At 62.7% G+C, this 14,029-nt stretch carries 12 protein-coding genes; 7 read left to right on the top strand and 5 right to left on the bottom strand.

Annotation, left to right across the window (positions count from 1 at the left end; translation table 11 throughout):
• Positions 1-39: 39 nt before the first annotated feature.
• Entirely contained in the window at positions 40-1,836 is a 1,797-nt protein-coding gene (locus CLV85_RS06640; protein ID WP_100388768.1) for a glycoside hydrolase family 15 protein, read from the top strand.
• A complete protein-coding gene (locus CLV85_RS06635; protein ID WP_100388767.1) occupies positions 1,833-2,876 on the top strand; it encodes an FUSC family protein in 1,044 nt (347 codons plus the stop codon). Before CLV85_RS06640 ends, CLV85_RS06635 begins: the two co-directional genes overlap by 4 nt.
• On the opposite strand, the gene CLV85_RS06630 is transcribed toward CLV85_RS06635, so the two are convergent.
• On the bottom strand, positions 2,877-4,067 hold the full coding sequence (locus CLV85_RS06630; RefSeq protein ID WP_100388766.1) for a glycoside hydrolase family 3 N-terminal domain-containing protein: 1,191 nt from the start codon (positions 4,065-4,067) through the stop codon (positions 2,877-2,879).
• Positions 4,068-4,100: 33 nt separating this feature from the next.
• Positions 4,101-4,571 carry a hypothetical protein gene (locus CLV85_RS06625; RefSeq protein WP_229820270.1) on the bottom strand — a complete coding sequence of 157 codons (471 nt, stop codon included), beginning with the start codon at positions 4,569-4,571 and terminating at the stop codon, positions 4,101-4,103.
• Positions 4,572-4,639: 68 nt separating this feature from the next.
• Here CLV85_RS06625 and CLV85_RS06620 point away from each other — a divergent pair, with 68 nt between their 5' ends.
• Positions 4,640-5,461 (top strand): UbiA family prenyltransferase, encoded by an 822-nt coding sequence (locus CLV85_RS06620; protein ID WP_100388764.1) that lies wholly within the window; start codon positions 4,640-4,642, stop codon positions 5,459-5,461.
• A gap of 4 nt (positions 5,462-5,465) precedes the next feature.
• Here the strand turns inward: CLV85_RS06620 and CLV85_RS06615 are convergent, their stop codons facing one another.
• The 3 genes from CLV85_RS06615 to CLV85_RS06605 form a co-directional block, all read right to left on the bottom strand.
• Positions 5,466-6,851: a DHA2 family efflux MFS transporter permease subunit gene (locus tag CLV85_RS06615; protein ID WP_100388763.1), complete on the bottom strand. Its 1,386-nt coding sequence runs from the start codon at positions 6,849-6,851 to the stop codon at positions 5,466-5,468.
• Positions 6,852-6,930: 79 nt separating this feature from the next.
• The gene (locus CLV85_RS06610; RefSeq protein ID WP_100388762.1) at positions 6,931-9,480 is read right to left on the bottom strand and encodes a DEAD/DEAH box helicase; all 2,550 of its coding nucleotides are present in this window, start codon (positions 9,478-9,480) and stop codon (positions 6,931-6,933) included.
• Positions 9,481-9,563: 83 nt separating this feature from the next.
• A complete protein-coding gene (locus CLV85_RS06605; protein WP_100388761.1) occupies positions 9,564-10,457 on the bottom strand; it encodes an EamA family transporter in 894 nt (297 codons plus the stop codon).
• 69 nt (positions 10,458-10,526) lie between these two features.
• Between CLV85_RS06605 and CLV85_RS06600 the strand changes: the two genes are divergently transcribed.
• The 4 genes from CLV85_RS06600 to CLV85_RS06585 all read left to right on the top strand — a co-directional run bounded on the left by CLV85_RS06600 (position 10,527) and on the right by CLV85_RS06585 (position 14,027).
• The gene (locus CLV85_RS06600) at positions 10,527-12,005 is read left to right on the top strand and encodes an SDR family oxidoreductase (protein ID WP_100388760.1); all 1,479 of its coding nucleotides are present in this window, start codon (positions 10,527-10,529) and stop codon (positions 12,003-12,005) included.
• 5 nt (positions 12,006-12,010) lie between these two features.
• Positions 12,011-12,250: a hypothetical protein gene (locus CLV85_RS06595; protein ID WP_100388759.1), complete on the top strand. Its 240-nt coding sequence runs from the start codon at positions 12,011-12,013 to the stop codon at positions 12,248-12,250.
• Between the two features lie 73 nt (positions 12,251-12,323).
• Positions 12,324-12,818, top strand: a complete 495-nt coding sequence (locus CLV85_RS06590; protein WP_100388758.1) for a cation:proton antiporter regulatory subunit — start codon at positions 12,324-12,326, stop codon at positions 12,816-12,818.
• A 9-nt stretch (positions 12,819-12,827) separates the two neighbouring features.
• Positions 12,828-14,027, top strand: a complete 1,200-nt coding sequence (locus CLV85_RS06585; protein WP_100388757.1) for a cation:proton antiporter — start codon at positions 12,828-12,830, stop codon at positions 14,025-14,027.
• Positions 14,028-14,029: the final 2 nt, after the last annotated feature.

The following is a 14,029-nucleotide window of genomic DNA, read 5'->3' as shown; positions in this document are numbered from 1 at the left end:
GTACAGGAACACGAGCCGCGACGCTGCAATGATTGACTAATGGCGTTACCAATCGAAGACTATGCCCTCATCGGCGACTGTCAGACTGCTGCCCTCATCGGAAAAGACGGGAGCATTGACTGGCTCTGCTTCCCGCGTTTCGACTCCGCCTCAATGTTTGGAGCGTTGCTCGGCAACGAAGACCATGGCCGCTGGCTAGTGGCTCCGCGAGCGAGTGTGGATGCTCCCGCCACCGTCACGGTGACACGCAAGTACCAACCCAATACCTTTATCCTCGTCACCAATTGGGTGACCGAGACCGGCGAAGTCGAAGTCACTGACTTCATGCCTCACGGCAACCGTCGAGCCGATGTCATCCGTCGCGTCCGCGGCATCAGTGGCACGGTCGAGATGTACGCCGAGATGCTGATCCGCTTCGGCTATGCCACTGCCCTGCCGTGGTTGCACCAGGCACCCGAATCAGGCGGCCACGCCATCATCGGTGTTGCTGGCCCCGATGCGATCGTCGCACGCGGTGTGGAAATGCACGCCTCCGAGCACACTCACCGCGGCGAGTTCACGGTGAGCGCGGGCGAGGTTCGCGACTTGACCATGACCTGGTACCCCGCGCACCGCAATCCCCCGCCCCAGGTCAACGTGGATGCTGTGCTCGAAACCACGAGCCAGTGGTGGCTCAACTGGTCGGCGCACTGCGAACCGACCGAACAGTACCGCGAGATCGTCAAGCGATCGCTGCTCGTACTTCGGGTACTCACTCATGAAGACACTGGCGGAATCGTTGCTGCGGCAACGACGAGCCTCCCCGAGTGGTTCGGTGGCACCCGCAACTGGGATTACCGCTACGTCTGGCTGCGCGACGCTGCCCTCACTCTCCACGTTCTTCTCGACCACGGCTACGTTGCCGAGGCTGAAGCGTGGCGCCGCTGGCTGCTGCGCGCGATCGCGGGCGACCCCGCCGACGTGCAGATCATGTACGGCCTCTCGGGTGAACGCTGGCTTGAAGAGCGCGAGCTCACTTCGTTGCCGGGCTACGAAGGCGCTTCCCCCGTTCGCGTGGGCAACGGCGCTTTCGACCAGTTCCAAGGCGATGTCTTTGGCGAAGTCATGATCGCGCTGCAGGCTGCACGACGTTCCGGCGTTCACGAGAATGACTTCTCCTGGCCGCTTCAGCGCGCCCTGATGTCTCACGTCGAAGACAACTGGAACCGTCCCGACAACGGCATCTGGGAAATTCGTGGTCCCGAGCGCCACTTCACGCACTCCCGAGTGATGCTCTGGGCTGCGATGGACTGTGCAATCACGGCCGTGGAAGAGTTCGGACTCGAAGGCCCCGTCGACAAGTGGATCGGCATCCGCGAAGAAATTCGTCAAGAGATCGAACGCGATGGTTGGGATGCCGAACGCGGCACGTACACGCAGTACTACGGCGGCACCGGCGTAGACGCATCGCTGTTGCAACTGCCTCAGGTCGGCTACCTCAAAGCTGACGACCCGCGGATGCTCGGCACTGTCGCTGCCATCGAAGAAGAATTGCTGCACGATGGCCTCGTGCTGCGGTACCGCACCGAGAGTGGCGTCGACGGCTTGCCCGACGGCGAGAACCCGTTCTTGACGTGTTCGTTCTGGTTGGTAGAGCAGTACGCCTCCTCGGGCCGCGTCGATGACGCGACCGTGCTCATGGATCGCCTCGTTGGTTTCGCCAATGATGTCGGGCTCATTAGTGAGGAATACGACACCACCAACAATCGCCAGGCCGGAAACACTCCGCAAGCGCTCAGCCACTTGGCCCTCGTGCGCGCCGCCGACGCGATCTCGGAAGCAAAGACACCGCAGTGAAGTTTGTAACGACGCTGGTGATTGCGCGTCGTTCACCGCTGCTTCAGGTGCTCAAAACATCTGTCGCCGCGGTAGTCGCGTGGGTCGTTGCCGGCTTCGTCGTGCAACAACCGCTACCGATATTTGCCGCGATTGCTGCGCTTCTCGTCGTGCAGCCTAGCGTGACGCAGTCGATCGAAAAGGGCCTCGAGCGCAGTATCGGCGTCGTTGCGGGCGTGGTCATTGCGCTCGGCGCCGGCCAGATCTTTGGCACTTCCAGCTGGGTCATCTTGATGGTGATCGTTCTGGCGGTTCTCGTCGCGTGGCTGCTGAAACTGAGCGCCGGATCTGCCAACCAGATTCCCATCAGTGCGATGCTCGTGATCGCTCTCGGCGGGCAAAATGCCGAATATGCCGTTGATCGCATCATAGAAACGATCATTGGCGCCATGATCGGTTTGATCGTGAATCTCGCCATCGTCGCGCCCGTTATCGTGAGCCCCGCGCACACCGCAGTTTTACTTCTCACCAAGCACACGGCGGCCGCGCTCGAGTCGTTGGCGTCAGCCCTCCGTGTACCCAAAACGGATGCTGAACTTGACGTTCTGCTCGCCGACTCTCGCCACCTCAAGGAGCTGCGCGACGTGGCCTCCGCCGCCCTGCGCAAGGGCGCCGACAGTCTCACGCTGAATCCGCGACGCAGCAAGCACCACCGAATTCTGCACCGCGACCGCGAACTCTTCGCGATGCTCACCGTATTGGTCACACGCACCCTCGGAATGGCGCGCGCTATTCACGACCGCTACGACTCCGACCTTGCGACCGACCCCGTGGCGTTGTCAATCGCGCAAGAACTGGAAAGGGCCGCTCATGACCTGAGGCTGCGCGGCCGTTCCCCCAGCGAACGAGAAGCTGCGCCACCGACGCGGGAACTGCTGACGCTCACCGCTCCGCTGACGGTATTGACCCCGCATCCGCAGCACTGGATTCTGATCGGCTCACTGCTCGAAGACGTCCGCCGAGTTCATGAAGAAATCGTGGGCGACGACGGCACGAGCTAGTTAGCTGACGAGCGCGCTGCACTGCGCGAGACAGGCAACGAAGCGCCCCGTCTCACCGGAAAGTTCGCGCCGCAGCTCAAGCAATCGCCCCGCGGCATCGTCGATGAGCGCCTCATCGAGTTCGCCCTCGTCGACGGCCTCGGTGACGGCGGCGACGATTCCTTCGGTATCGACTGCTCCGACATAGAGCAGCATCGTGTTTCCGGCTTCAATCGCCCGCACCGCGTTGCTGATCTGGTTGGAGTATTCGGCCACGCCGGAGCGCTCCAGCATGCCCATGTCATCCGTGATCGCGATGCCGTCGAAACCGAGATCGTCACGCAGAATCTCATGCCAGCGGGTCGAGAACGTCGCCGGTTCCTCATCCACCGCAGTGAATTTCAGATGGCCGAACATCACCAGGGGTGCGCCCGCTTCGATGCCGTCCTCGAAAGGAACAGCGTGCGTCTTTTCCCAGTCGGCGAAGGACAGCGACGTCGTCGGGATGCTTGAGTGCGAGTCTCCCGCGGCCGCTCCGTGGCCCGGGAAGTGTTTGAGAGTTGAGAGCACCATCGACTCCCCCTGCACGGCCTCCGCAACGCGCGCCCCGGCATCCGCGCCCGTTGCTCCGAACGATCGCTCGTAAATGAAGCTGGACGAGTCGCTGGCAATATCGGCGACAATGCCGAAGTTCACCGAGACGCCGACAGATTCGAGCAAGGCGCCGCGCTGGGCGAAGGCCTCGAAGGCTGCGTCGGGGGCTTGAGAGCGAAGTTGTAGCGCCGATGCTGCGTCGTCCGTTGGAACACGGCGGACGATGCCGCCCTCTTGGTCAGTAGCGACCAGCACAGGCAAGCCCGCCTCTGAGCTCAGCGCGGCCGTATCGGCTTTCAACTCGCCCAAGCTGCCCGGGATGTTATCCCCCATGAGAATGAAACCGCCGACGCCGTCGAGAGCGCTACTCACTCGCTCGGCCGGTGATTCGCCGGGAACGTGCACCATGAGCATGCTGAGCACCTTCTGGCGGAGCGACATGGTGGAGAGTCGGTCAGTCGCGTACTGAGCGATCGGATCTACCGGTCGTGCCTCAGGTCGCGGCGCGAAGGTCGGAGCAGGAACAACGTCGGGGTGAGCAGCGGCAGTACACCCCGCGAGTACGAGCGTCGCGGCTACAGCGGCGGCGATCGCAGGGATTCGTCGCGCGATCATCATGCAGCGATCGTACCCGGCTTCGACGCGAGAGGGTCAGGAGAGCCAGGTCAACGAAGCGAAATCTTCTGCGGTGAGACCGAACTGATCGGTGGCGTGAGCGACGGTTGTTCGTACGACAGGCACTTCCACGCCCTTGCGCGTGAGAACGTCGATACCGGCGGGCGTGAGGCGCGATCGTGAAAACCGCAGCACGATGGTGTCAAAAGCATCGTCAGCCCCGACAACTTGCCAGCGACTCGTGAGCACCTTCAACCAGCCTTGACCGCGCCAGACGAATTCATCGCCCCGCAAACGGTCGGTACCCACGATGGTCTTCTGGTCGCCATCGCGAGTCGTGTAGCTCACGGTGTCAGCGAAAGTGAGCTCGTCACCCTCGGCGGTCTCGTAGCTAAACTCCGGGTTATGGCGCGTTCCATCGAGCCACATCGGAAAATTGGTCGCCTCAACGCACCAGGTGCCGGGCAGCTTGGCGGCTAGCACCGAAGCATCAAAAACTTCACTCACGAGTTCAACATAGAACACCGCGGCTGAGAGTCCGCATCACGACTCGAGTCTGCGACTACTCTTGGCGCATGATGCGCGCTCTCCTCCGGTCGTCTCACCCCGGCCCCACTGCCGCGGTGACCGTGATCGTGTTGGCACTCGCGTGGGGTTACGGCCTCGAGGGGTGGCGAATCGCCATCCTGACCGCCGCGATTCTGGCCAATCAGTTGTCGGTAGGACTCTCGAATGACTGGCTTGACGCTGAGCGCGACCGTGCCTCCGGCCGTACTGATAAACCCGTCGTGTCCGGCGAAATCTCCGCCACGCGGGTTGCGGGCATCGCCCTTGGGCTTGCCGCGACATCCATTGTTCTTTCGTTGCTTCTCGGGCCGCTTGCGGCTCTTGCCCATGCAGTGTTTCTTGCCAGCGGCTGGCTTTACAACCTAGGGCTTAAGGCGACACTCTTCTCCGTTGTGCCGTACATCGCGGGATTCGGATCTCTGCCCGCCATCGTGACGCTTGCTGCCGGTACTCCGCAGCTTGCTGCACCATGGGCGATTGCGGCTGGAGCGCTCTTGGGAGTTGCGGCCCACTTCAGCAACGTACTGCCCGACCTAGACGACGATTCGAGCACCGGGGTGCGCGGGTTGCCGCACGCTCTGGGCACCCGGCTTTCCGCCACTGCGATCGCCGTCGGGCTGATCGGCGCGAGCATCGCGGTGGTGTTCGGGCCCGGCACCGCTCCGAGCGCTCTTGCTCTTATCGGCTTCGTCGCCATCATCGCCATTGCGGGAGTGAGCGTGGTGCTGATCGCGCGGGGAACACTTCAGCGATTGCTCTTCCGCTTAACGATCGCCGCCGCCGCCATCACGGCCGCGCTTCTCGTGCTGTCGGCACCGCAACTGAGCTAACGCTCTACGCCAACGGCGGGGCGATATCGCTCGGTTCGTCTGCCGCGGCAGCCGGTTTGCGGATGCCCAGCAGCGAGGTGAGAGCGCCGGCGAACAGCAGGGCCGCTGTCACGATCACGACGCGGTGAAAGTTGTCGGGCGAAAGCGAACCGACCGTGATCACTCCGATGAGCGCGACTGTGACGAGCCCGGCAATCCGTGACACCGCGTTGTTGACGGCTGAGCCGATCCCCGCTTGCTCGGCCGAAATCGCTCCCAAGATGGCAGAGGTGAGCGGGGCGACCGTCATCGAGAGCCCGACCGAGAACAGCAGCACACCGGGCAGCACTTCGGTCACGTAGTTGACTGACTCCCCTAGCCCTAAGAACGTCACGTAGCCGACTCCGCCGAGAAACGGACCGAGCGTCATGAACAAGCGCGGACCGTACTTGCCGCTCAAACGACCAAAGAACGAGGAGAGCAGAATGATTCCGAGCGACGAGGGCAAGAACGCGAAGCCCGCGAAGGTGGCCGAGTATCCAGCCACCTCTTGCAGGTACACGACCGTAATGAAACCGCCGAGACCGAGCGCGCCGTAGATAAAGAATGTCGCGATATTCCCCATGCTGAAATTGCGGTGGCGGAACAACTCGAGCGGCAGCATCGGCTGCGTCGCGCGGCGCTGCCACACGATAAAAGCAATGAAGCTCAGGATGCCGACCACGAGTGGTACGTAGACGGCGGGGCTACCCCAGCCCAAATTTCCCTGCTCGATGAGCGCGAAGACAGGGCCGCCAAGCCCGACGATTCCGAGGGCGGCGCCGAGAAAGTCGATGCGCGTGTGTGCTTTGCGTTCATCCCGGTGACCGAGCTTCACGAGCAGCCACAGCGTGATTGCGATCGGGACGACGTTGATGGCGAAGACGAGGCGCCAGCTGAGCAGGTCGACAAAGGCACCGCCGAGCACGGGGCCCACGATAAACGCGGCACTCGTCCAGGCCGTCCACTGCCCAATGGCATGAGCCTGCGCTGTGCCGCGGAACGTTGACATGATCAAGGCTAGGGAACTCGGCACCAACAACGCACCGGCGATGCCCTGCACGCCGCGCAACACAATGAGCAATTCGGCGTTGGGCGCTAGGGCGATGAGCAGCGATGCAACGCCAAAGCCGATGAGACCGATCCGCAGAATAACGAGCCGACCAAACACGTCGGAGAGGGAACCCGCGAGCAGAATGAGTGAGCCCAGCGTAATCAGATAGGCGTCGACAACCCACTGCTGGGTGCTCAGTCCACCGCCCAATTCCGAGCTAATCGCAGGAAGCGCAACGTTAATCACGGAGCCATCGAGGAAGGCAACAAACGACGCCAGAATCGCGATGGTCAGCACAAAACGTTGATCGCGGGTCATGGTTCTATTCAACACCCGCGAACGACACGTTATGCCCAGCTGGTACCGCCGCTGACGTCACTTCTGCTCTCGACGCCGACTAGTCGAGGCGGCTGAAACCCGTCACGCGAACGACCGCGATACCTTCGGCAGCGGACTCAGCGAGATCCACGGTCGCGTTGATCGACCAGTCGTGGTTGCCCTCCGGGTCTTCGATGATTTGCCGCACGTGCCATTGCCCCGGCTCCTCGGTGATGGTGATCATCGCGGGACCCCGCGCATCACCCGCCGTGGAGAGAGAGTCGTGCTCGTCAAAGTAGCGGTCGAGCGCCTCGCCCCACGCTTCTTCGTCGTAGCCGGCTGCGGCATCCAGCTCGCCGAGAGCGACCGCGTCGTCGCGAGCCGCGAGTTGCACGCGACGGAACATTTCGTTGCGCACGAGAACACGAAACGCGCGAGCATTCGTGACGACGGATGCCGGAGCAGGCGGCAAGACCGGCTCACCACTAGTGGCGGAGTCGACCCCGTTCGTCATGGCCTCCCACTCGTCGATGAGGCTCGAGTCGACCTGGCGAACCAGTTCGCCGAGCCACTCGATGAGGTCGAGTAGTTCGTCGGTTTTGGCGTCATCCGGAATGGTCTGACGGGTGGCACGGTAGGCGTCGGAGAGGTAGCGCAGCACGAGGCCTTCGCTTCGGGCCAGGCCGTAGAAGCCGACAAAGTCAGCGAAGGTCATCGCGCGTTCGTAGAGGTCACGCACGACGCTCTTGGGGCTGAGGGCGAAGTCGCCGATCCACGGCTGGCTCGCTCGGTACATGTCGAAGGCGGCATCCAGCAGCTCTTCGAGCGGTTTGGGCCACGTGACTTCTTCGAGCAGCTCCATGCGCTGGTCATACTCGATGCCTTCGGCTTTCATCGCCGCGACGGCCTCGCCACGAGCCATGAACTGTTGCTGCGAGAGGATCGGGCGCGGGTCATCGAGCGTCGCTTCGAGCACGGAGATCATGTCGAGGGCATAGGTCGGCGACTCGCGATCAAGCAAATCGAACGACGCCACAGCAAACGGCGAGAGCGGTTGGTTGAGCGCAAAGTTGGCTTGCAGATCGACCGTGAGGCGAATCTCGGTGCGTTCGTCGAAGCTCTCAACTTCTTCGCCATCCACGATCATCGTGTCGGCAACGCGGTGCTCTTCGACGATCTCAGCGGTGCGCAAAGTGCGGTAGATCGCGAGCGCTTGCTTTGCGAGTTCACGTTGCTTGTGACGGGGTTCGTGGTTGTCTTCGACAAGAGTGCGCACGTTGGAGAACACGTCGCCGCCGCGAGCGATCACGTTGAGGATCATCGCGTGGTTCATGCGCATGTTGCTTGTGAGCTGTTCGGGCTCTGCGGCGATCATGCGCTCAAAGCTGGTCTCGCTCCACGTGACAAAACCTTCGGGAGGCTTCTTGCGCACGATCTTGCGTAGCTTCTTGGTATCGTCACCGGCTTTGGCGACGAGCTTGGCGTTTTCCGACTCGTGCTCGGGGGCTTGAGCGACGACGGTTCCTGCCGTGTCGAAACCAGCGCGACCGGCCCGCCCCGCGATCTGGTGGAACTCACGGGCGGTCAGCTGGCGCATTCGGGTGCCGTCGTACTTGGTGAGCTGCGTCAGCAGCACGGTACGAATGGGCACGTTGATACCCACGCCGAGAGTGTCGGTTCCGCAGATCACGCGCAGCAACCCGCGCTGAGCAAGTTGCTCGACGAGGCGGCGGTACTTGGGCAGCATGCCCGCGTGGTGCACGCCGATGCCGGAGCGGATGAGGCGCGAGAGCGTCTTGCCGAATACCGTCGTGAAGCGGAAATCACCGATCGCGTCAGCAATCTGGTCACGCTGTTCGCGGGAGACAACCTTGATGCTGGTCATCGCTTGCGCGCGCTCAAGAGCGGCGGCTTGCGAGAAGTGCACAATGTAGATCGGCGCTTGGCCGGTGGAGAGCAGCTCTTCCACCGTCTCGTGGATAGGAGTGAGGGCCCACGAGTAGTGCAGCGGCACGGGGCGTTCGACACCCGTAATGAGGCTTGTTTCGCGGCCAGTACGGCGGCTCAGGTCATCCGCCAGCGGTTGCATGTCGCCGAGCGTCGCCGACATCAGCACAAACTGCACCTTGGGCAGGATCAGCAGCGGTACCTGCCAGGCCCAGCCGCGATCGGGATCCGCGTAGAAGTGGAACTCATCCATCACAACCTGATCGACACGAGCATCCGCCCCCTCGCGCAGCGCGAGATTCGCCAAGATTTCCGCGGTGCAGCAGATGATGGGCGCATCGGCGTTTACCGAGGAATCCCCCGTGACCATGCCGACGTTCTCGGCACCGAAGACCTCAACAAGCGCGAAGAACTTCTCGCTCACGAGAGCCTTGATGGGCGCGGTGTAGAACGTGCGCTGCCCTTGGGCAAGCGCAATCGCGTGGGCGGCAATCGCTACGAGCGACTTTCCCGTGCCCGTGGGCGTGGACAAGATGACGTTGGCACCCGAGACGAGCTCGATGACCGCTTCATCCTGAGCAGGGTAAAGATCGAGGCCTCGGCCGGCTGCCCAGCCGACGAAAGCGTCATAGGTTGCGTCTGCGTCAAAGGGCGTCGGAAGCGCATCCAAGAGTGAGGGCATTGTTCCACCGTAGCCGGGTCACAGGACATCGGAGCACGGCGAGCACGCAACGCGCAGGTACCGAGCGCGCAACCAGCACCTCACTAGCTCAGAGCAAGCATCACCGAGGCGACGAGCGCGAGCGCCATTCCGAGCAATTGCACCCGGCTCACCTTCTCGTGCAGCGTGAAGCGTGCCAACACAATGGTCGCCAGCGGGTACAGACTCACAAGCACCGAGACGACAGCGAGGCTTCCGGCCTGCAGCGCAAACAGCACGAAGGCGTTGGATGCTCCGACGAGAACACCACCGGCGGCAGCCAGCATCCGGGCCCGACTCACACTCACGACGGCACCGCCCTCGGGCTGGTGATCGAACTGCGCAAAGAAGCGGCGGATGGGCGTGCTGAGGCGAGTGAGCGCGAGCAGGACCAGCATGGCGGCGAGGCCGACCGCGATCTCGACGACGGCGGTCGCGAGACCCGCAGATTCCGGGGCCTGGTCGAGCGCAATGAGAGCTGTACCGAGACCGATGCCCGAGACAACGCCCACCACGACCGTTCGCGGGCGAACGCGCGCAGCGGCATCCGAACGGGTGACCGACACGAGTAAAGCGCTGACGATGGCCAACACGATGGCGACCCACGCGAGCACGGGCAGGCGTTCGCCCGACACCACGGCAAAGGCGACCGGCACGACGGCTCCGACGACCGCGATGAGGGGAGCAACGAGGCTCATCGGCCCATCGGCGAGCGCCGCGTAGAACGTCAGCAACCCGACGATGGCGGCTACTCCGGCAATACCACCCCACAGGATGGCGCCTGGCTCGAAGCTCACGGTGACGAACAGCATCGCGATGAGCAAGGACACGGTGGCGAAGACGTGGATGATCGTGGTCGCCGGCACCACCTGCAGGCGTCGTGTACTCAAGCCGCCAAAGAAGTCGGAGACGCCGTAAAACAGCGAGCCGGCGAGGGCGAGAACGACGCTGAGGATCATCTCGTCAGCATAGAGCCAGCCGAGACCGCCGAGAGCACGGTGCGCCCGGACGCGCGGGTAGAATCGGGTGTGCCTAATTCTTCATCCGCCCCCGACCACGGCCCCAGCGGTCTTGACCCCGCCGAGCTTGAGGTTGCCCTCAAAGTGCTCAATCAGATGGTGGGCATGGATGAAGAGCACCCCGACTTTGTGACCGTGCGCCGGGCGACCGCCGCCATGTTTAAGGCGGTCAAGAAAGAGCGCCGCCTCGAGAAGCGTGCTGCCATCGCTGACGCCGACCGCGAAGTGATTGCAGCAACCGCTACGGGCGCGACTGACCGTATAGATGATGAGACCCGCGGCATCCCCATCTCCACCAGCACGACGACGCCGACCGCCGGCGAACTGATCAAGGCTCGCCCGTGCTACATCTGCAAGCAGCCGTACACCACCGTCGATGCGTTTTACCATCAGCTCTGCCCGAGTTGTGCGGCCTTCAATCACGCTAAGCGTGACGCCCGCACTGATCTCACGGGCAAGCGTGCGCTGCTCACCGGCGGCCGCGCCAAGATCGGTATGTACATCGCGCTGCGTTTGCTGCGGGATGGCGCGCACACGACCATCACGACGCGCTTTCCGCGGGATGCCGTTCGTCGCTTCTCGAGCCTGCCCGACTCGGCAGACTGGCTGCACCGCCTTCGCGTGGTCGGAATCGACCTGCGCGACCCCGCTCAAGTAATCGGCCTGGCCGAGTCTGTCGCTGAGCAGGGCCCACTCGACATCCTGATCAACAATGCGACGCAGACGGTGCGTCGCTCCCCCGGGGCGTACCAGCCGCTCGTCGATGGTGAGCTTGCTCCCCTGCCCGATGGCCCGCTGCCCGAGCTCGTGACCTTCGGGCACACGAATGACCCGCACCCACAGGCCCTCGCGCAGTCGGTATCGGCGCATCCGATCTTGGCCGCCGCGGCTACGCGTGCCGAAGAGCTGACAGAGCAAGCCATGACCGCTGGCTCGAGCTCACTGGAGCGCCTCGCTGCCGGAACCGCGATCGACGCCGGTGGCCTCGTTCCTGACCTCGACTCGATCAACTCGTGGACGCAGCACGTCGATCAGGTCGACCCGCTCGAAATGCTCGAAGTTCAGCTGGCGAATACCACGGCACCGTTCGTGCTGATCTCCAAGTTGCGTCCCTCGATGGCGGCCTCCGCATCCCGTCGCAAATACATCGTGAATGTGTCGGCGATGGAGGGCGTGTTCGGTCGCGGTTACAAGGGCCCCGGGCATCCACACACCAACATGGCCAAAGCCGCCGTGAACATGCTCACCCGCACGAGTGCCCGCGAGATGTTTGAGAGCGACGGCATTCTCATGACCAGCGTCGATACCGGCTGGATTACGGATGAGCGCCCCCACCCCACCAAGGTGCGGTTGGCAGAAGAGGGCTTTCATGCGCCGCTCGACCTCGTCGATGGTGCGGCCCGCGTCTATGACCCCATCGTGCGTGGCGAGGATGGCGAAGATCTGTTCGGCATCTTCCTCAAGGACTACGACAAGAGTTCGTGGTAACCCCGATGACTACCCCCGCAGAGTTTTTGAAAGCCACCACGAGTGGAACCCGTGTTGTGGTGCGTCACCTCATCGAGGATGGCCGGGCGACCGACTCTCTCGGCTACTTTCACCTCGCCGATGACACCCACTGTGTCGTCGCGACCAAGCGTGGCCTCGAGACCATCGAGCTTGAAAAAGTGATCGCCGCAAAAGAAGTGCCACCGCCGCCAGCGCCGCGCCCCCGATCCGCGACTGCGGAATAGTAGGGGATGCGCCTCAACAGGCGTAGAGTTCTCGCTGGACTATTGGCCACAATCGAATAGGTAAGTTGAAACCGTGGGCGTAAGAATCGAACGAATTGACCTTCCCGGGTTTGGCGTGCGCAACGACGTCATCACGAACTCAGGATGCCGCGTCAGCGTGGTCTCGCTGCGTTCGGGTGAACGTGATCTTGCTTTCTTCAATGCGGACGACCCCGACTCGAATGCTGCGTCTATCTCGTTGACCGATGATGAGGCTTCTGCCATTGCCGAGGTTCTCGGTTCGTCGCTCACCCTCAGCCGTTTGTCGGCTCTCGGGGAGAAAGCCGAGGGGCTCTTCAACGAAGAGATCTCGCTACCCAACGGCTCTGGATTCGTTGGCCACCCCATGGGCGATATGAAAGCCCGCACCCTCACGAGTGCTTCCATCGTTGCCATCGTTCGCGGTAATGATGTTGTTGCGTCGCCCGGTCCCGAGGTTGTTTTCGAGTCTGGCGACGTGATCGTTGCGGTCGGCACCCGTCAGGGTCTCGACGCTCTGGGCAAGCTCATCAATAACGGTCCCAGCTAAGAGTCGCGTATGCATGAGACGACGCAGCTACTAATTGAGGTTGGCGCTCTCCTGCTCGTTCTGAGTGTGCTCGGCAGAGTTGCCGCACGCTTCGGGTTCTCGGCGATCCCGCTCTATCTCCTTGCCGGCCTTGCCGTTGGTGAAGGCGGCCTTCTGCCTCTTCAGGCCAGCGAAGAATTCTTCGAAGTCGGATCGCAAATCGGCGTGATCCTGCTATTGGCGATGCTCGGTCTTGAGTATTCGGCTGACGAGCTCATGGCGAACCTGAAGACATCACGGGTGTCGGGGATTTTGGATGGCGTGTTTAACGCGCTCCCCGGCGCACTGTTTGCCATTTTGCTCGGCTGGGAACCCGCCGCAGTGGTGGCTCTCGCTGGAGTGACGTGGGTGTCGTCATCCGGCGTTATCGCCAAGGTCATTCGGGACCTTGGGCGACTCGGTAACCGCGAGACGCCGGTAATTCTGTCGATCCTGGTGATGGAAGACCTCGCCATGGCCTTCTACTTGCCGGTGCTGTCCGCTCTCGTGATCGGTGCCGGGCTACTGCAGGGGTCCATCACCGTGGCAATCGCTGTTGCTGTTGTCGTCACCATCCTCTATGTAGCGCTTCGCCATGGGCGGTTCTTGTCACGCTTGCTCCCCCAGAAGAACGCTGAAGCGTTGCTCCTCGGAGTTGTGGGGCTCACGATGCTCGTTGCGGGTCTTGCTGAGGCGGTGAACGTCTCAGCGGCAGTTGGTGCGTTCCTCGTGGGTATTGCCATTTCGGGTCCTGTGGCGCACCAGTCCGCGCAGCTCATCACTCCCCTGCGTGACCTCTTCGCCGCCGTCTTCTTCGTCTTCTTCGGCATCTCGACCTCGCCCGCCGACATCATTCCGGTGCTGCTGCCCGCCTTCGCCCTCGCTGTACTGACCATCGGCACCAAAACGTTCTCCGGCTACCGGGCTGCAAAACGCGCCGGCATCGCGGCCCCTGGCCGTTGGCGTACCGGGTTGGCTCTGACACCGCGTGGTGAGTTCTCCATCGTGATCGCTGGCCTCGCGGTCGGCGCCGGCATCGAACCGATGCTTGCCCCGCTGGCCACCGCCTACGTGCTCATGACGATCATCGCCGGCCCGCTGTTGGCGCGTGTGCCGGATACCGCGTGGTTCAAGGCGCGCGTGCGCAAGACTCCGGTCTCACCGCCTACAACGCCCGTAACGACCGTTTAACG

This window comes from Salinibacterium amurskyense (assembly GCF_002797685.1).
Lineage (GTDB): Bacteria > Actinomycetota > Actinomycetes > Actinomycetales > Microbacteriaceae > Rhodoglobus > Rhodoglobus amurskyensis.
The sequence above is the reverse complement of the archived record's forward strand: the minus strand, read 5'-3'. Positions and strand labels throughout refer to the sequence as shown.